15 protein-coding genes and 1 pseudogene are annotated in these 16555 nt (G+C 69.9%); 10 read left to right on the top strand and 6 right to left on the bottom strand.

Annotated elements, in window-relative coordinates; translation table 11 throughout:
* The first annotated feature begins 89 nt into the window (after positions 1-89).
* A complete protein-coding gene (locus tag O7620_RS14165) occupies positions 90-275 on the top strand; it encodes a hypothetical protein (protein ID WP_278123385.1) in 186 nt (61 codons plus the stop codon).
* 13 nt (positions 276-288) lie between these two features.
* A complete protein-coding gene (locus O7620_RS14160) occupies positions 289-1605 on the top strand; it encodes a hypothetical protein (protein WP_278123384.1) in 1317 nt (438 codons plus the stop codon).
* Positions 1606-1760: 155 nt separating this feature from the next.
* Here the strand turns inward: O7620_RS14160 and O7620_RS14155 are convergent, their stop codons facing one another.
* Genes O7620_RS14155 through O7620_RS14145 form a run of 3 tightly spaced genes read right to left on the bottom strand, consistent with a single transcriptional unit; the run spans position 1761 to position 5475 of the window.
* On the bottom strand, positions 1761-2327 hold the full coding sequence (locus O7620_RS14155) for a TetR family transcriptional regulator C-terminal domain-containing protein (protein ID WP_278123383.1): 567 nt from the start codon (positions 2325-2327) through the stop codon (positions 1761-1763).
* Positions 2328-2378: 51 nt separating this feature from the next.
* On the bottom strand, positions 2379-3044 hold the full coding sequence (locus O7620_RS14150) for a hypothetical protein (protein WP_278123382.1): 666 nt from the start codon (positions 3042-3044) through the stop codon (positions 2379-2381).
* 28 nt (positions 3045-3072) lie between these two features.
* A complete protein-coding gene (locus O7620_RS14145) occupies positions 3073-5475 on the bottom strand; it encodes a PEP/pyruvate-binding domain-containing protein (RefSeq protein ID WP_278123381.1) in 2403 nt (800 codons plus the stop codon).
* Positions 5476-5613: 138 nt separating this feature from the next.
* Between O7620_RS14145 and O7620_RS14140 the strand changes: the two are divergent.
* Together O7620_RS14140 and O7620_RS14135 are read left to right on the top strand one after the other, a co-directional pair.
* Positions 5614-5883 (top strand): annotated as a pseudogene (locus O7620_RS14140) (M23 family metallopeptidase); the annotation flags it as partial.
* A gap of 72 nt (positions 5884-5955) precedes the next feature.
* Positions 5956-6186, top strand: coding sequence for a DUF2188 domain-containing protein (locus O7620_RS14135; protein WP_278123380.1), 231 nt, complete (start codon positions 5956-5958; stop codon positions 6184-6186).
* Positions 6187-6270: 84 nt separating this feature from the next.
* On the opposite strand, the gene O7620_RS14130 is transcribed toward O7620_RS14135, so the two are convergent.
* Both O7620_RS14130 and O7620_RS14125 read right to left on the bottom strand, forming a co-directional pair.
* Positions 6271-7293 carry a DUF4331 family protein gene (locus tag O7620_RS14130; protein WP_278123379.1) on the bottom strand — a complete coding sequence of 341 codons (1023 nt, stop codon included), beginning with the start codon at positions 7291-7293 and terminating at the stop codon, positions 6271-6273.
* A gap of 180 nt (positions 7294-7473) precedes the next feature.
* Positions 7474-8730 (bottom strand): family 16 glycosylhydrolase, encoded by a 1257-nt coding sequence (locus O7620_RS14125; protein ID WP_278123378.1) that lies wholly within the window; start codon positions 8728-8730, stop codon positions 7474-7476.
* A 277-nt stretch (positions 8731-9007) separates the two neighbouring features.
* Between O7620_RS14125 and O7620_RS14120 the strand changes: the two genes are divergently transcribed.
* Positions 9008-9406, top strand: coding sequence for a hypothetical protein (locus O7620_RS14120; protein ID WP_278123377.1), 399 nt, complete (start codon positions 9008-9010; stop codon positions 9404-9406).
* Positions 9407-9421: 15 nt separating this feature from the next.
* Here O7620_RS14120 and O7620_RS14115 read toward each other — a convergent pair whose 3' ends face one another.
* Complete coding sequence (locus O7620_RS14115; protein ID WP_278123376.1) at positions 9422-10582, bottom strand: aminotransferase class V-fold PLP-dependent enzyme; 1161 nt, start codon at positions 10580-10582, stop codon at positions 9422-9424.
* 66 nt (positions 10583-10648) lie between these two features.
* Between O7620_RS14115 and O7620_RS14110 the strand changes: the two genes are divergently transcribed.
* The 5 genes from O7620_RS14110 to O7620_RS14090 all read left to right on the top strand — a co-directional run bounded on the left by O7620_RS14110 (position 10649) and on the right by O7620_RS14090 (position 16463).
* The gene (locus O7620_RS14110; RefSeq protein WP_278123375.1) at positions 10649-11065 is read left to right on the top strand and encodes a hypothetical protein; all 417 of its coding nucleotides are present in this window, start codon (positions 10649-10651) and stop codon (positions 11063-11065) included.
* Between the two features lie 47 nt (positions 11066-11112).
* Entirely contained in the window at positions 11113-11784 is a 672-nt protein-coding gene (locus O7620_RS14105; protein WP_278123374.1) for a maleylpyruvate isomerase family mycothiol-dependent enzyme, read from the top strand.
* A 681-nt stretch (positions 11785-12465) separates the two neighbouring features.
* Positions 12466-14013, top strand: a complete 1548-nt coding sequence (gene mmsA, locus O7620_RS14100) for a multiple monosaccharide ABC transporter ATP-binding protein (protein ID WP_278123373.1) — start codon at positions 12466-12468, stop codon at positions 14011-14013.
* Complete coding sequence (gene mmsB / locus O7620_RS14095; protein WP_278123372.1) at positions 14010-15308, top strand: multiple monosaccharide ABC transporter permease; 1299 nt, start codon at positions 14010-14012, stop codon at positions 15306-15308. Before mmsA ends, mmsB begins: the two co-directional genes overlap by 4 nt.
* 51 nt (positions 15309-15359) lie before the next feature.
* Positions 15360-16463 carry a sugar-binding protein gene (locus O7620_RS14090; RefSeq protein WP_151488803.1) on the top strand — a complete coding sequence of 368 codons (1104 nt, stop codon included), beginning with the start codon at positions 15360-15362 and terminating at the stop codon, positions 16461-16463.
* The last annotated feature ends 92 nt before the right edge of the window (positions 16464-16555 follow it).

The following is a 16555-nucleotide window of genomic DNA, read 5'->3' as shown; positions in this document are numbered from 1 at the left end:
GGACAGGGCGGCATGGCCAACGCCGACGTGACCGTCGAGCCTCGATCAGTTCGACCGGCAACGGCAGCGGCAGCACCACCGTCCCGAACGTGGCGGCCAACCCGCACCTGAAGTTCTACTCCGACCGGCGCGGCTACGTCCGTACCACGATCAGCCGCAGCCAGGTCCGCGCGGACTTCCGCGCGGTGAACACGGTGACCGAGCACGGCGCGGCGGCGTCCACGGTGCGGTCGTTCGTCATCCTCGACGGCCAGCCCGGCCTGCAGGCCGGGTAGAAGGAGAGCCCCCATGACCGCACTCACGTCACTGCTCGCCGCGTCCCTGCTCGTCCCGAACGTGGTGCCGGCCCCGATCGCCGTCACCGCCGAGGCGATCACCTGGACCACGGCGAACAGCGTCGCCACCGGTGACCAGGACCTGCCCGCCATCGCCATGAACCGCAACGGTCACGTCGCGGTGGTCTGGGAGGACGACCGGGACAGCACCGCCCCGGCGGACGACACCCACACCGAGGTCTACCTGCGCCTGTTCCGCGACGGCACGCCCAGCTACGAGCTGAAGCTGTCCACCGGAGGCACCAGCGGAGCCGCGTGGCGGCACATCAGCCCCGACGTGGGGCTCGACGACAAGGGCAACGCCGTGGTGGTCTGGGCCGCCGACGGCGACGGCAACGGCGTCTACAACATCCAGTACCGGGTGGTGTCGCCCACCGGCACGGTGCTCGGCTCGGGGCAGGCCAACGCCTCCGACGCGGGGCAGCAGATCTGGCCGAAGGTGGCGGTCGACCCGGACGGCGCGCCCACCAACGCCGCCGCGGTCGGCTTCACCGTGGTCTGGGAGGACGTGCAGGGCACCGCTCCCGCCACCATCAAGGCCGCCGGCTTCACCGCCGCGACCACCAAGGGGTACGAGGTGACGGCCTCGCAGACGACCGGCGCGCACCACCGCCCCGACGTGGCGGTGTCGGCGTCCGGCGAGGCGCTGGTGGCGTGGGACGAGGACGCCGACGCGAACGGCTCGTACAACATCGGTCTGACCCGGCTGGCCCGGTCCAACGGCGCGGTGGTGCTGTCCCGGCGGACGGCCAACGCGCAGAACGGCGGACAGCAGCAGCGGGCCTCGGTCGCGGCGACCTTCGCCGGTGACTTCACCGTCGGCTGGGAATCCGACCACACCGGCACCCGGGGCGTCTGGGCCCGGTCGTTCACCGCCGCCGGTACCGCCCGGCACGACGAGGTCCCGGTGTCGACCGGCACCGGGGCCGTCGCGCCCAGCGTCGGCATCGACGACGAGGACAACGTCGTGGTGGGCTGGACGGTGTCCGGCACCAACCCGGACGTCTGGGCGCGGGGCCTCAACCCCGACGGCACGTTCGACGGCCGGCTGGCCGCGCAGGCACTGAGCCAGACCACGACGGGCCGGCAGGAGCACTTCGCCGTCGCCGCGTCCCCGTGGGGCGAGGTGAGCCTCTGCTACACCGACGACAACGACGGCAACGCCTTCGACCAGGTGCTCCTCGGCCTCGGGACGACGAACTCCACCTGGCTCATCTCCGCCGACGAGCTGCGCCGCCGCAAGGCGCGGGCGGGCTTGACGACCCGCTGAGCGGGGCGTGATCCACTCGGTTCGGTGAAGTCGCGGTGTCCCCGGCAGCGGGACACCGCGACTTCGGCAAAACCGCGATGTGCTCAGTCCATCCGGGTCAGCGGGCCCTGCGACTCCCGCCCCGGCCGGGCGGCAACGCGGTTACCCGCGACCGATCAGCCGAAGAGCAGGTCGAGGTGGGCGTCCAGCGCGCCCAGTGCCTGTTCGGCGGTGTACTGCCCGCTGAGCAGGTAGACGCCCAGCCCCTCCATCAGCGCCAGCAGGCCGGCTGCGGCGGCGGCACCGTGGCCGTCGGGCAGGACGCTGGCAATGAAGCCGGTGAACCGCGCGGTGTCCTCGTGCAGGCCGGGCGCAGCCGACGGTCGTACCGCCGTGTAGGCGAGGAACGCGAGCGCCACCCGCCCGTCGTCGCGGGTGCGGTCGTCGAGCGGCAGCAGCGCGGCGAGCATCGTCCGCAGCAGCAGCCGAGGCGACGGGGTCTCGCCGAGCCGGGCCACCGCCTCGGTGACCCGGATCTGGCTGCGCTCGCGGACCACGCTCAGCGCGAACGTCATCATCTCGTCCTTGGTCCGGAAGTAGTGCTGGACCATCCCGGCGGACACGCCGGCCGCGGCAGCCACGTGTCGGAGGCTGACGGCCTCCAGGCCCTGATCGGCGGCGACCCGCATCAGCGCGTCCGCGATGAGGGTGCGTCGCTCCTGGTGATCGACCTTCTTGGGCATGGCCTCGATCGTTTCACAGTGGGTGACCCGGACACTCCGCCAGCGGCGGCGTCACCGGCTGACGGTGGTGCTCGTGGGGGTGCCCCGCGCGCTGCGCAGCAGGCCGTCCGGGTCGTCGGCGTACAGGCGCAGCTCGTTCATCGGCATGGAGCCGGTCTTCGGCAGGTCGAAGGTCGTCGGCCGGCGCAGCAGGACGTCGATGCTCGTCTGGCTGCCGACCGAGATGGACACCACCCGACGGTCGCCCTCCTGCTCGACCTGCACCGACCGGCTCGACGGCAGCGACCGGTGGCGCTTGCGCAACGCCTCGACGTCCGTCCACGGGATCCAGATGTCGATGCCCGAGTTGAGCCGTACCCGCAGGCCCCGGTCACCCACGACGTGGGGGTGGATGGTCATGCTGGCGAAGAGGCCCACCATCCAGAGCACACCCCAGACGCCCAGGGCGAGCACGATCCAGCGGGCGGGCCGCCACGGCACGACGTGGGTGACGATGAGGTCGAAGATCGGGATCTCGACGACCGACAGGCCGATGAAGATGCCGAGGATCGGCTTGACCACGCCCAGGTAGCCGAACGGCTCGTCGCCGGGCCCGAGCGGCAGGGGGCGACGCCGCGCCCACACGTACAGGCTGCGCCACATCGCGGCCTCGGTAACGGCCGCCCGGCGCAGCAGCGGTCCCACGGTCGCCCTGGTCGGCGTCTTCGTGTCGGTCATCGTCGTCCTCGGGGTTGGGGATCGGCGGTCAGTGGACGGTGACGGTTCCGGCGGCGCCGTCGACCGTGACGAGCTGTCCCGTGACGATCGTCCGGGTCGCGTCCGGCACGCAGATGACGGCGGGAATGCCGTACTCCCGGGCCACGGTCGGGCCGTGGGCCATGATCGCGCCGGTCTCGGTGACCAGCGCCGCGGCGGTGAGGAAGAGCGGAGTCCAGCCGGGATCCGTGGTCGCCGCGATCAGGACGTCACCGGGTTCGACGTGGGCGGTGCCCGGGTCGTGGACCACCCGGGCGGGCCCGGTGACCCGGCCCGCGGACGCGCCCACGCCGGTGCGTGTCCGGTCGCCGGGGGGCGCTGCCGGCAGGATGGTCTCGACGTCCGTGCCGTCGGACAGCAAGGCCACCGGCACCGATCGGCGTCGCAGCTCCCGACGGTGCACGGCCCGCCGGGAGGCGACCACGTCGCGATGATCAACCCCTTGGTGTACGGCGGTGTGCACCTCGTCGAGGGTCAGGAACATGACGTCGTCGGCCTGCTTCAGCAGCCCGGGGCCGTGCAGGTCGGCGCCGATGAGCAGCAGCTGCCGACGCGTCTCCCGTAGCGGGTACAGCCCGGCGAACTTGCCGGCCTCGCGAAGGCCGGCCAACGAGCGGGCCCGGCGCAGCAGGAACCCGGAGATCCGGCCGCGCACCGGCCGCCGACGGCGCACCCGCGTCACCAGCTCCTCCAGCGCCGTCTCCGCCGCCGCGGCGGCACGGTGGAAGCGCTGGTCGGGGCCCTGCGCCGGATCGGTGACGCGCAGGTAGTTGGCGAGCGCCGCGAAGACCGGTGTCGGATCCTCGGCCCACCGTGGCACGCCGAGGTCGACCTCCGCGACGCCCCGATGGCCGTACGCGTCCAGGAAGGCGGCCAGGCCGATGTCGGGCAGCGTTCCGCCCAGGTACCGCGTGGTCAGCTCGTCCGGTGGGGTGTCGAGCAGGAGTTGACGGTGTTCACCCACGCCCTGGGCGAGCCGCCACAGGGCCAGATCCATCTCGATGGTGACGTTGTGCGGCATCCCGGCCAGCACGGCGTGGATCTCGTCCGGCCCGGCGACACCCTTGAGCAGCGCGGCCGGCAGCGCGGCGGCGAGCATCCCGGCGACGATCGGCCACATGATCGCGTCGGCGCTGTCGTCGGCGTCGCGCGCCTGCACGAAGCGCAGACGGTCGGCGGCGGTCCGCAGGTCGTCGGGGGCCATGGACCGTACCCTGATCTGCTCGACCGCCTCGACCATCGAGATCCGTGCCGTCTCGGGCCGGGCCAGTGCGCGCACGATCCCCACCACCGCGCGACCAGCCGTGCGGAGCGACGCCGCCCCCTGCGCGGCGCCGCGCCCGGTGCCGCCGCCGGTCGGGGCGAACCGCGGGTCCGCCAGGACGTGCCGCATCACCGCCTGCGCCCGGGGGCCGAAGTCGACGGCCATGAGCTTGACCAGTCGCCTGCGCGACGACCTGCTCCGGGCCAGGTCGGTCAGGTCCCCGTAGAGGCGGCCACCGATGTCGACGATCTCGACCCGGACGCCGAGCGAGGCGAGCATCGCCGTGATCTGCGCCCGCAGGGTCGCCATGCCCATCGGGGTGACCGGTTGCAGCATGCCCTGGACGTGGCCGAACTCCAGGTAGACGCGGGGGAGGGGCCCGTCGGTGGCCGGCGGGAGGGGGAACAGAGTGGTGATCGGCCGCGACTGCAGCAACCAGAGCACGTCGTCCGCGTCGATCGCCCACTCCACGTCCTGCGGGCAGCCGAAGTGATCCTGCAACCGCTCACCGGTGGTACGCAGTCGCGCCAGGTGGGCGGCGCTCAGGCATCCCGTGTCGTCGCGCGCGACGCCGTCGAGGACGTAGTGGTCCACTCTCGTCGCGCCGTCCACCACGGCGGTGCCGAGACCCGGCGCGGCGTCGACCGCCATCTCGTCGCGGCGGCCGGTCACCGGGTTGGCGGTGAACAGCACCCCCGCCACGGTGGGCGTGACCATGCGTTGCACGACGACCGCCATCCACACCTCGTCCTGGTCGATCTGACGGGCGTCGCGGTACGCGGTCGCGCGGTCGGCGCGCAGCGAGGCCCAGCACTTCCCGATCGCGGCGATCAGCTCCGCGCCGCCCGTGACGTTGAGGACGGTGTCCTGCTGCCCGGCGAAGCTCGCGTCCGGCAGGTCCTCGGCGGTGGCGCTGGAGCGCACCGCCACCGGGCCCGCCCCGAGCCGCTGGTACGCGGCGAGGATCTCCGCCTCGGGGATGACGCCGAGCCGGTGGGCGTCGGCGGTGACGCAGAAGCCCTCGGGGACGCGTTCGCCGCGCCGGATCAACTCGCCCAGGCCGGCCGCCTTGCCGCCAACCAGGTCGATCATGTCGGTGGTCGCCTCGGACAACGCGATCACGTGCATCTGGGCGCCCCTCTCAACGCAATGCGACTGCATTGCATCCACCGTAGCGCTTTCACGATGCAACTGCAATGTCAACGGATGTGGCCGCCACCCGTGGCCCAGGCGTTGTCGGCATCTGCCATGCTCGGGCCGGTGAGGGAGGCGTGGGGGCGGCCTTTGCTCGCGTCGTACGGCGGCACGGTCACCGTGGCGGGCACCAACGGTTCACTGGGTGGCCGTACCCCGGAGAACCCGGAAGGTCCGCGCGGGCGTGGCGGCGGCTACCGGGTGAAGATCGACCACGGCGGCAAGTGGGAGACGCAGTACCTGCACATGCGCGAACCGCCGCTGGTCGAGGTCGGTCAGAAGGTCGCCCAGGGCGAACAGATCATCCGGCGGGTGAGCAACAACTGCCCGGCCGTCTCCTGAGGACGGCGGTTTGCCCGCCACCGCTCGGGGCACTGAACCTGTGACAGTTCAGACGCAGGGGAGGAGCCGGCGATGGTCAAGGGTGACGTCGACACGTACCAGGAGGACGGGCAGTGGAAGAACCGTCCGGAGGGCAACGACCGGGCCAGCAGCACGCATGACTCCAAGGCCGACGCGCAGGCGCAGGGTCGCGAGATGGCGGCCGACCGGGGCGTCGAGCACGTGATCAAGAAGCAGGACGGCACGATCGGGGAGAAGAACACCTACCCGCGCAGCCGCGACCCGCGAGACATCGAGGGCTGACCGCCCCCGGTCCCCTCCGACTGACCTCGTCGGCGTGCCCGGCGAGGTCAGTCACGTTTCGCGAGCCAATCAGTCCGGCACGACTCAGGCCGGCACGACGTAGGGGAAGGTGTCCGCGCGGGCGGCCTTCGTGACCTGCGGGTTGAGGCCGGAGGTCGTGCCGGTGTTGAGGACCAGGGAGAACATCACCTCCGGCGCGTTGTCCGCCATGGTGCGGCCGTTGCGGACCGCGAAGCCGTAGTTCGCGGGGGTGCCGACCGTGTACGACAGCACGTCGGGGTAGAGCTGCTGGGCGACGCTGCGACCGTACGCCTGGGGGTCGGGTGCGGTGCCCATCGCCGCGACGACCCCGGCGACGGCGTTGGCGATCTCCTCGCCGTCCTCGGCGAGGTCCTGACCGGGGTGCCGGACATTGGCCGGGTTGGAGAAGTCCGTGTCGTGGGGCCAGAAAATGGGCCACATCATGGGGTGACCCGCGCGGTTGATCTGCCGCCATCCACCGGCGTCGGTGGCCAGCAGGGTGCGACACCAGACGCCGATCTCGGTACCGGCGCGCAGCAGCGGCTCGTCATGGGAGACCTCGAAGACGATGGACTCGACGGTGGTGCCGGCGAAGCTGTTGCTGGCCTGGTCGATCCGCCACTTCGACCGATCCACCTGCGCGCCGTTCGTGACCGCGCCGTTGATGGTCGCGAGCTGGTCGAGATCGACATAGAACGGGTCGGTGATCCGGCCCGCCCAGATCCGGACGTTCTGCCCGGTGGTCACCTCGCCGGTCCTGCCCTGCGCGATCGGAGTGCCCATGGCGGCGTCGTCACGGGCGTCGGCGCCGGCGAGTTCGTACAGATGGAAGGTCTGCCTGGCGTCGCCGTCCGGCTCGCCGAAGGCGAAGCGGTAGGTCAGCTCCTCCATCCCCGCGCCGTTGAAGTGAATCTTGAACTCGTAGCGGGCCTCGGCGTGGAATCCGCGCTTGATGTCGGCCTTCGTCACTGAGCTGTTGACGTCCATGACGAACACGGTGGCGCGGTCGCCGTCGAAGACATACAGGTCGTCGATGAAGAGCTGCCCGCTCTGGGCGGCGAGGGGCGTGTCGAGGTGATGCGACATGGACGTGCTCCCGAGACAGCTAGACTACTTGGACTAATCCGAACATAGCGGGCATGAATGCGTCGCCTGCCGCATCGCCCGAATCCGATCCACCCGCCTGCCTCGCGACGAAGGACGGCATGGGGAAACGGTCGGGCCGCCCGATTTCTTCTCGGACGGCCCGACCGCTCGCTGGCCTCGTCAGAAGCGGGACCACTTCTGGTTGGATGCGCCGAGGCAGTCCCACAGGTGCAGCTTGCCGCCGTTGTTGGGGTTGGCCTCCCGCACGTCCACGCACTTGTTGGCGCTGAGGTTGACCAGATCGCCCGCGCTGTTGAGGGTGAAGCGCTGGGCCGGATTGCCGTTGCAACTGACCAGGTTGACCTCGGTGCCGTTGGCGGTGCCGGCCCAGGCCGGATCCATGCACTTGCCCATCGCCCGCACGGTTCCGTCGGAGGCGAAGGTCCACGCCTGCGCCGCGGTGGTGTTGCAGTCCCAGATCTGGAGCTTGGCGCCCTCCACCGGGTTGGCGCTCGGGATGTCGATGCAGCGCCCGCTCTGTGCTCCCCTGATCCTGCTGGTGCCGGGGGCCGGGTCGCCTCCGCCGGACGTGTAACTGGACACCCGCACGTAATTGACGAGCATCTGCTGTGGGAACTGGGTGGAGCCGTCCGGGTAGCCGGGCCAGTTACCGCCGACCGCCACGTTGAGGATCATGAAGAACGGGTGGTCGAAGACCCACCGGTTGCCGCCGAGTCGGGCGGGGTCGACCCGGTGGTACTGCACCCCGTCCAGGTACCAGGTGATCGCGTTCGGCTCCCAGTCCACCCGGTAGGTGTGGAAACCGTCGGCGAGCGGACCGCCGAGGGTGCGGCTGCCGGTGATGCCGCCGCCGCCGGAGTAGCCGGGGCCGTGCACCGTGCCGTAGACGGTGTTGGGTTCCCGGCCGATGTTCTCCATGACGTCGATCTCGCCGGCGTCGGGCCAGCCGCCACCGGTGCCGAGCATCCAGAACGCCGGCCAGATGCCCTGACCGCGTGGAATCTTGATGTTGGCCTCGAAGCGACCGTACGTCTGGGTGAAGGTCGCCGCCGTCAGCAGCCGGGCCGAGGTGTACTCGCAGCGCCCGTAGTGGCACTGGTAGTTGGCGGGGTTTTCCCGGCGGGCGGTGATGACGAGGTTGCCCTGGCCGTCGTGCACGGCGTTGCTCGTGCTGTTGGTGTAGTACTGCCGCTCGTTGTTGCCCCAGCCGCTGCCGCCGATGTCGAAGCGCCACTTGCTCTGATCGACGGGTGTGCCGGCTGGGGCGTTGAACTCGTCCTGCCAGGTGATCGGCCCGATGGCGGCCTCGGCGCGGTCGGACTGCGCCGGGACGATCAGGGCGGCGGCGGTGGTGACGAGGGCGACCGCCGCGAGGACGAAGGGTCGGAGGCGGAGTGCGGGGCGGGCTGTGAACACGGGAGGCTCCTCAGCGAGGGGGGTGGCGGAGGCTGCGCGCCGGAGAGGTGGAGAGCGCTCTCTAAAGCGAAGCTTGTCGATATCATGTCTTTCTGTCAAGAGTGTTTCCAATACGACGACCGTCCGTTACCGCCCGATCGCACCCCTCGATAGCGGTCGAATCGATCCATCCTATTGCCGTGGAGCGTCCACCCGGGACAGGATGACGAGGTTCGCAGGAAACCTCCCCGTAACCTGCGCGCTGCTGGTCTCTGTCACAAGGAAGTGGGAGTCAGTCATGAGCGACGCGTCGACGGCGCTGGGTGTGCGCCTCTACCCGGATCTGGTCGAGCGGGGTGGTCTGGCCCCCGCGCTCATCGAGACCGCCGCACACCACCATCTCGACATCGGCCGGGTGACCGCCCCCGAGCAGGGGCGAAGCCGATTCACCTGCGCCGAGCTGCACTCCGACCAGGGCGTCGCCTGCGTCGGGTTGGGCTCGCAGGCCCGATACTTCATGATCGACCTTCGGGTTTCGGGCGAGGTGCTGGCGCGCGGCGACGTCATGGACCTCCTCCGGGTCGCCCAGGTCGCCGCCGCCTGGCGGGCCGGGCTGACGATCGCCGAACTGACCGCCCGGTTCCCCTTCATGGAGGAGATCAAGCACCGGCCCGCGCCAGTGGCCCAGGTCGGTTAGCCAGCCGCGGCTGGGTCAGCAGCGCAGCCGGGGCGGCAACGGCGGCCCGACGGTGACGTCGCGGTCCAGGTAGGACGCCTCGACGAAGGCGAGGAAGCGTTCCGCGTCGGCCGCGTTGGAGGCCAGACCGAACGAGACCCGGGCCGCGCCACCGGTCGGCAACCGCAGCGCGCCGAGGTACTGGTCGATCGTGTCGACCCGGGCCAGCAGGCGCCGCCGCAGCGAGGTCCCGCTGATCCCGAACGCGCCCTCCCCGGCACCCGGGTTGCAGAAACAGCCGGTGCGCAGGGAGAAACCGGCCGACGCGGATTCCCGGGCGATGAGCCGCTCGTCGACCAGGGACCCGTCCGGGCGCAGGACGTTGAACGTCACGGTCGCGCCCCGGCCCTCGCCCGTCGTCGGCCCGTACACCCGCAACACCGGTTGACCGGTGCGGTGCCGCAGCGCGGTCAGGCGGCCCAGCAGCCACTCGGTGAGCAGGCCGACGCGGCTGTGCACGAGGTCCACGCCGATCCCGTCGAGCCACCGCAGCCCGAACAACACGTCCGGGATGCTCAGGAAATTGAGGGTGCCGTCCTCGAACGCCGACTCGTCGTCCATCGAACGGTGCCAGTCGCCCTGCACACTGACCGCGCGGATCGTGCCGCCGGCGAACCACGGGCGGCGCAGGCGGGCCAGCGCCTCGCGGCGGGCCAGCAACGCGCCGATGCCGGTGGGGTATCCGAACAGCTTGTACCAGCTCAGGCAGACGAAGTCCGGCCGCACCGTGCGGAGGTCCAGCCGGTTCGTGGGTGTGAACGCGGCCGCGTCGAGCAGCACGTCGTACCCGTGCCGGTGGGCCAGGTCCACCCAGTCCAGCGGGTGCTGCACGCCGGAGAAGTTGCTCTGCGCGGGGTACGCGAACAGCCCTCGGCCCTGGGCCCGTCCCCACCGCCGGCCCCGGGCGGCCTCCAGCACCGTGCCCAGGTCGGACTCGGCGACGCGCAGCTCCGGGCCGCTCAGCGGCACGTAGCGCACCGACGCCCCGGCCGCCCGGGCCGCGCCAACGGCGAGGAGTCGAGACGACGGATCCTGCGGGCCGCCGTCGAGGTCGCCGGCGACCGCGGCTACGAGGGTACGAGCATCGCGGCCGTCAGTGAGCGGTGCGGACTGCCCGCCAGCTCGATCTACTGGCACTTCGAGAGCAAGGACGGCCTCATCGCCGCCGTCATCGAGGAGAGCTTCGGTGTCTGGCTGCGGTCGATGGCTGTCCCTCAGGACACGGCGAGCTCACCACTGGAATGGCTCACGGCACTGGGAGCGGGCACCGCGAGGGCACTTCGGGAGTCGCCCGAGTTCCTCAGTCTCGGCCTGATGCTGGTGCTGGACCGCCGTCCGCAGGAGCCCAGCGCCCGGGGCACGTTCCTTCAGCTCCGCGACGCCGCCTTTCAGCGGATCGCAGCCGTCATCGCCGAGCTCCGCCCGGACGCGGACGACGAGACGGTCACGGTGTTCGCCACCTACGCGGTCGCCGCCGCGGACGGTTTCTTCCTCGCTCGGCAGATCCAGGGCGACAGCGTCGACCTCGAACGGCTGTTCGCGATGCACGCCCGCATCCTCGTCGACGCCATCGCCAGGCACGTGCCCGACGTCGACCCGGGCACCCCACCCACCGACTGATGTTCCCCGTGCGGTGCGCCGCACGTCGTCCACCCCTGGAGGATCCGATGGCCGCACGACCCGACGGCACCGCCGGCACGACGGCAACCGAGCTGATGAGCATGATCAGCGATGAACGGCTGCGAGCCGCGGACCTGATCGACTCGCTCACCGCCGAGCAACTGGACGCGCCGAGCCTCTGCGGAGCCTGGACGGTCCGACAGGTGGCGGCCCATCTGATCGCACCCTTCGCGGCCCGCCGTCGGTGGTTCCTGCCGGTCCTGGTGCGCAGCCGGTTCAACCTGCACGACGCCAACGCCCGGTTGGCCGAGCTGGTCGCCCGCCGTCCCACCGATCAGATCTCGGCCGTGCTGCGGCAGAACGCCCAGACGCCCTACCGCGCACCCGGGGTGGGCTTCCTCGGCCAGCTCACCGACCTTCAGGTGCACGGGCAGGACATCCGCCGTCCGCTCGGGCTGGCGCACGACCTGCGTCCCGAGCGGCTGCGCGCCTCGCTGGACTTCCTGACCGGCCCTCGCGCCATCGGCTTCTTCGTGCCCCGGGGGCTCCCCACCGGCCTGCGGTTCGAGGCGACCGATCTGGGCTGGGCGTCGGGGGAGGGGCCGACCGTCGCCGGCCCGGCCGAGCCGTTGCTGCTCGCGCTGACCGGCCGCCCCGTCGCTCTCGACGAACTCTCCGGCGGCGGCGTCGCGACCCTGCGCGGCCGGCTGACCCGCTGACCGGGACCGAACCCGGCCGGCCTTCACCGGGGTACGCAGACTGAGGTGTCGCGTGCCTGCCACCGCTCGCACTCCGCGCACGGCGGGCGAGCGGGGTGGGCGAGCGAGGTGGGTGGGTTCCTGGAATCCGGTGTGTCCCGGGCGCGAGGAGACCGCGATATCAAGGAGAGCGAGTGGATCACGCGGATCCGCTCATTTCGGGACAGCGGGGCATGGCAGGGACGCCGGGGGCGTCGGTGTGGCCGAACGACCCTCGCCGATGTCCGCCTCCGTCAGAGGCGTTGATCACATCGGCGTTTGTCGGTGGCCGTGACGGGTGGTGTGGTGGGCGTCTGACCAGGCCGTTCGATGTCGGCGGACGGCGGGCTATGCTGCCCGGCGACCGGCCGGCGGAGATCGTGCCTGGTGGCGGGCCTGCGATCAACGACCGATGTCGATCACGTGGGCGGTCGGGCCCGGCGGGAGTGTGGCGAGCCGATCCGGGGTACCGGGAGGGGCCGCCGGGGCCGCTGTGGCGTGCGAACACTGCGCTACGTCTATATTGCCGGATTGTTACATTTTCAACAGTCCCTCGCCTTGCGGATGGCCTCTCCACCGCAATACGTTGCCGTCAACAACAAAACCAAGTGAAGGTTCAACCTTCCGGAGGCAACCGATGACGTTGGCGAGGTGGTACGAGCTATGAGCGACGTGCCGATCCTCCTTGAGATGCGCTCCATCACCAAGGAGTTCCCCGGAGTCAAGGCCCTCTCCGACGTCAACCTGGTGGTTCGCGCCGGCGAGATCCATGCCATCTGCGGCGAGAACGGTGCGGGCAAGTCCACGCTGATGAAGGTCCTCAGCGGGGTCTACCCGTACGGCAGCTACGACGGCCAGATCGTCTACCAGGGGTCGGAGAGCAAGTTCTCCGACATCCGGGCCAGCGAGAACGCCGGAATCGTGATCATCCACCAGGAGCTCGCGCTCATCCCGGGCATGTCGATCGCCGAGAACATCTTCCTCGGCAACGAACCGCGCAAGCGGGGCGCGATCGACTGGAAGGCCGCGAACCGGATGGCGCTGGACCTGATGGCCCGGGTCGGTCTCCAGGAGGACCCGGACACCCTGATCAAGGACATCGGGGTCGGCAAGCAGCAGCTCGTGGAGATCGCCAAGGCGTTCGCCAAGGACGTGAAGCTGCTCATCCTGGACGAGCCGACCGCGGCTCTGAACGAGGCCGACTCCAAGCACCTGCTGGACCTGCTGCGCGGCTTCCGCTCCCGCGGCATCACCTCGATCATGATCTCGCACAAGCTGAACGAGATCGAGGCGATCGCCGACCAGATCACCATCCTGCGCGACGGCCGGACCGTGGAGACCCTCGACGTCAAGGCGGACGGGGTCGACGAGGACCGGATCGTGCGGGGCATGGTCGGCCGTGAGCTGAGCAGCCGGTTCCCGGACCACACCCCGAAGATCGGCGACGTCTTCTTCGAGGTCCGCAACTGGAACGTGCGCCACCCGATCTCCGCCGAGCGGCAGGTCTGCAAGAACGAGAGCTTCGTGGTGCGCCGCGGCGAGATCGTCGGCTTCGCCGGTCTGATGGGCGCGGGCCGTACGGAACTCGCGATGAGTGTCTTCGGCCGCTCCTACGGGGTGTACGAGTCGGGCACGATCATCAAGGACGGCAAGGAGATCGTCCTGAAGTCGGTCGCGGACGCGATCGACAACGGGCTCGCGTACGTCAGCGAGGACCGCAAGGCGATCGGCCTCAACCTGCTCGACGACATCAAGTCGTCGACGGTGGCGGCCAAGTTGTCCAAGATCTCGCACCGCGGCGTCCTCAGCGAGGTCGAGGAGTACCAGGCGGCCGAGGGGTACCGCAAGGAGTTGCGGACCAAGGCCCCGACGGTCGACGAGAACGTCTCCAAGCTCTCCGGCGGCAACCAGCAGAAGGTCGTCCTGGCGAAGTGGATGTTCACCGACCCGGACCTGCTGATCCTCGACGAGCCGACGCGCGGCATCGACGTGGGTGCCAAGTACGAGATCTACGGCATCATCCAGCGGCTCGCCGATCAGGGGAAGGGCGTCATCGTCATCTCCTCGGAGCTGCCTGAGCTGATCGGGCTGTGCGACCGCATCTACACCGTGTTCGAAGGTGCCATCACGGGCGAGATCGCCCGGGCGGACGCGACCCCGGAAAACCTCATGAAGCAGATGACCTCGACGAAGAAGATGCTGACAAAATGAGCCGATTGAAGGACCTTCAGAAGAACCTGTTCGGAGGCACCACCTCCAACGCTCGCCAGTTCGGGATGATCTTCACCCTGGTGGCGATCGTCGTCCTGTTCCAGATCCTGACCGATGGCCTGACCCTGCGGTCGGACAACCTGATCGCGCTGTTCCAGCAGAATTCGTACATTCTGATTCTGGCCATCGGCATGCTCATGGTGATCGTCGCCGGGCACATCGACCTGTCGGTCGGCTCCGTCGCCGCCTTCGCGGGCATTTTGGTGGCCAAGTCGATGGCCGAGTGGGACCTGCCCTGGCCCGTCGCCATCCTGTTCGGCCTCGCGATCGGCGCGATCATCGGCGCCTGGCAGGGCTTCTGGGTGGCGTACATCGGGGTGCCGGCGTTCATCGTCACCCTGGCCGGCATGCTGCTGTTCCGTGGTGGCAACCAGTTCATCGGTAACGCCAACACGATCCCGGTGCCGGAGGGCTTCCGGGAGATCGGCTCCGGCTTCCTGCCCGAGTTCGGTCCGAACACCGGCTACAACAACGCGACGCTGCTGCTCGGTCTGGCCGCCGCGGTGGCGGTGGTGTGGCGCGAGATCCAGGCCCGCAAGACCCGTCGGGCGATGGACGCCGACCCGGCACCCATGTGGATCTCGATCCTGCGGATGGCCATCATGGTCGGGGTCATCGCCTTCGCCTCGCTGCGCTTCGCCAGCGGTCGCGTCGGCACCAGCTTCCCGATCTCCGGCATCATCCTGCTGGTCCTGGTGATCGCGTACTCCTTCTACACCCGCAACACGGCCGGTGGCCGGCACATCTACGCGGTGGGCGGCAACTCCCGGGCGGCCGAGCTGTCCGGCGTGAAGCTCAAGCGGGTCAACTTCTTCGTCATGATGAACATGTCCGTCCTGGCCGCGCTGGCCGGCATGATCTTCGTGGCCCGTTCGGCGGCCTCCGGCCCGCAGGACGGCAACGGCTGGGAGCTGGACGCCATCGCCGCGGTCTTCATCGGTGGTGCGGCCGTCTCCGGCGGTATCGGCACCATCAGCGGCTCGATCGTCGGTGGTCTCGTCATGGCCGTGCTCAACAACGGCCTGCAGCTGATGGGCGTCGGCACCGACCGCGTCCAAATCATCAAGGGTCTGGTCCTGCTGCTGGCCGTCGCGATCGACGTCTACAACAAGAGCCAGGGGCGCTTCTCCATCATCGGGAGCCTGATGCGGCCGTTCCGCCGCGAGGACTCCGCCCCACCCGCCTCACCGCCGGACGCGGAGCGCGAGCCCGCCAAGGCAGCGGTGTCCGGCTGACGGCCACCGACCTCTCCACCCGTCTCACATCAAGAAAGGCAAGTCCTCACCATGCGTAAATTCTTCGGCACGTCGGTGGTGGCCATCAGCGCCGCCGCCATGCTGGCCCTCGCCGGCTGCGGCTCCGGCCGTGACGGCGACTCCGGCTCCGGCGGCGAGGCCGCCAAGGGCTTCGCGGCGAACTCCCTGATCGGTGTCGCCCTCCCGGCCAAGACCTCGGAGAACTGGGTCCTCGCCGGTGACCTGTTCACCAACGGTCTCAAGGAGGCCGGTTTCCAGGCTGACGTGCAGTACGCCGGCGCGTCGACCACGGTCGCCGACCAGCAGGCCCAGATCACCGCCATGACCACCAAGGGCGCCAAGGTCATCGTCATCGGCGCGACCGACGCCGCGCAGCTGTCGACCCAGGTCGCCGCCGCGCACGCCGCCGGTGTCAAGGTGATCGCGTACGACCGGCTCATCACCAACACGCCGGACCTCGACTACTACGTCGCGTTCGACAACTTCAAGGTCGGCCAGCTCCAGGGCCAGGCCCTGCTGGACGGCATGAAGGCCAAGAAGCCGAACGGCCCGTACAACATCGAGCTGTTCTCCGGCTCGCCGGACGACAACAACGCCGGTGTCTTCTTCAACGGCGCGATGAGCGTGCTCAAGCCGGAGATCGACAAGGGCAACGTCGTTGTCGCCTCGGGTCAGAAGGACGTCAAGCAGACCGCCATCCAGGGCTGGAAGGCCGAGGGTGCGCAGGCCCGCATGGACCAGCTGCTGACCTCGACCTACGGCAGCAAGGAGCTGGACGGCGTCCTCTCCCCGAACGACACGCTGGCCCGCGCCATCCTGACCTCGGTCAAGGGTGCTGGCAAGCCGACCCCGGTCGTCACCGGTCAGGACTCCGAGGTTGAGTCGGTCAAGTCGATCGTCGCTGGCGAGCAGTACATGACGATCAACAAGGACACCCGCAACCTGGTGAAGGAGACCATCAACATGGTCAAGGCTCTCCAGGCCGGTAACGCCCCGCAGGTCAACGACACCAAGTCCTACAACAACGGCAGCAAGGTCGTCGACACGTACCTGCTCCCGCCGGTCGCCGTCACCAAGGCGAACGCGGCTGAGGCGTACGCCAACGACCCGAAGCTCGCGCCGCTCACCAAGTAATCACCGCACGGTAGGCAGCAACGCCGATGGGTCCCGGATCTCCTCTTCCGGGACCCATCGTCGTCCTGTCGCACCCGCACCACCCGGCAGCG

The sequence above is a fragment of the Micromonospora sp. WMMD710 genome, assembly GCF_029626045.1.
Lineage (GTDB): Bacteria > Actinomycetota > Actinomycetes > Mycobacteriales > Micromonosporaceae > Micromonospora.
The sequence above is the reverse complement of the archived record's forward strand: the minus strand, read 5'-3'. Positions and strand labels throughout refer to the sequence as shown.

Excerpts from the sequence above, each read along its gene's own strand:
- O7620_RS14145 (WP_278123381.1), bottom strand. The coding sequence starts at position 5,475 with ATGCACGTGATCGCGTTGTCCGAGGCGACCACCGACATGATCGACCTG.
- O7620_RS14150 (WP_278123382.1), bottom strand. The coding sequence starts at position 3,044 with ATGACCGACACGAAGACGCCGACCAGGGCGACCGTGGGACCGCTGCTG.
- O7620_RS14105 (WP_278123374.1), top strand. The coding sequence starts at position 11,113 with ATGGCCGCACGACCCGACGGCACCGCCGGCACGACGGCAACCGAGCTG.
- O7620_RS14160 (WP_278123384.1), top strand. The coding sequence starts at position 289 with ATGACCGCACTCACGTCACTGCTCGCCGCGTCCCTGCTCGTCCCGAAC.
- O7620_RS14130 (WP_278123379.1), bottom strand. The coding sequence starts at position 7,293 with ATGTCGCATCACCTCGACACGCCCCTCGCCGCCCAGAGCGGGCAGCTC.
- O7620_RS14120 (WP_278123377.1), top strand. The coding sequence starts at position 9,008 with ATGAGCGACGCGTCGACGGCGCTGGGTGTGCGCCTCTACCCGGATCTG.
- O7620_RS14090 (WP_151488803.1), top strand. The coding sequence starts at position 15,360 with ATGCGTAAATTCTTCGGCACGTCGGTGGTGGCCATCAGCGCCGCCGCC.
- O7620_RS14155 (WP_278123383.1), bottom strand. The coding sequence starts at position 2,327 with ATGCCCAAGAAGGTCGATCACCAGGAGCGACGCACCCTCATCGCGGAC.
- O7620_RS14135 (WP_278123380.1), top strand. The coding sequence starts at position 5,956 with ATGGTCAAGGGTGACGTCGACACGTACCAGGAGGACGGGCAGTGGAAG.
- mmsB (WP_278123372.1), top strand. The coding sequence starts at position 14,010 with ATGAGCCGATTGAAGGACCTTCAGAAGAACCTGTTCGGAGGCACCACC.
- mmsA (WP_278123373.1), top strand. The coding sequence starts at position 12,466 with ATGAGCGACGTGCCGATCCTCCTTGAGATGCGCTCCATCACCAAGGAG.
- O7620_RS14110 (WP_278123375.1), top strand. The coding sequence starts at position 10,649 with ATGGCTGTCCCTCAGGACACGGCGAGCTCACCACTGGAATGGCTCACG.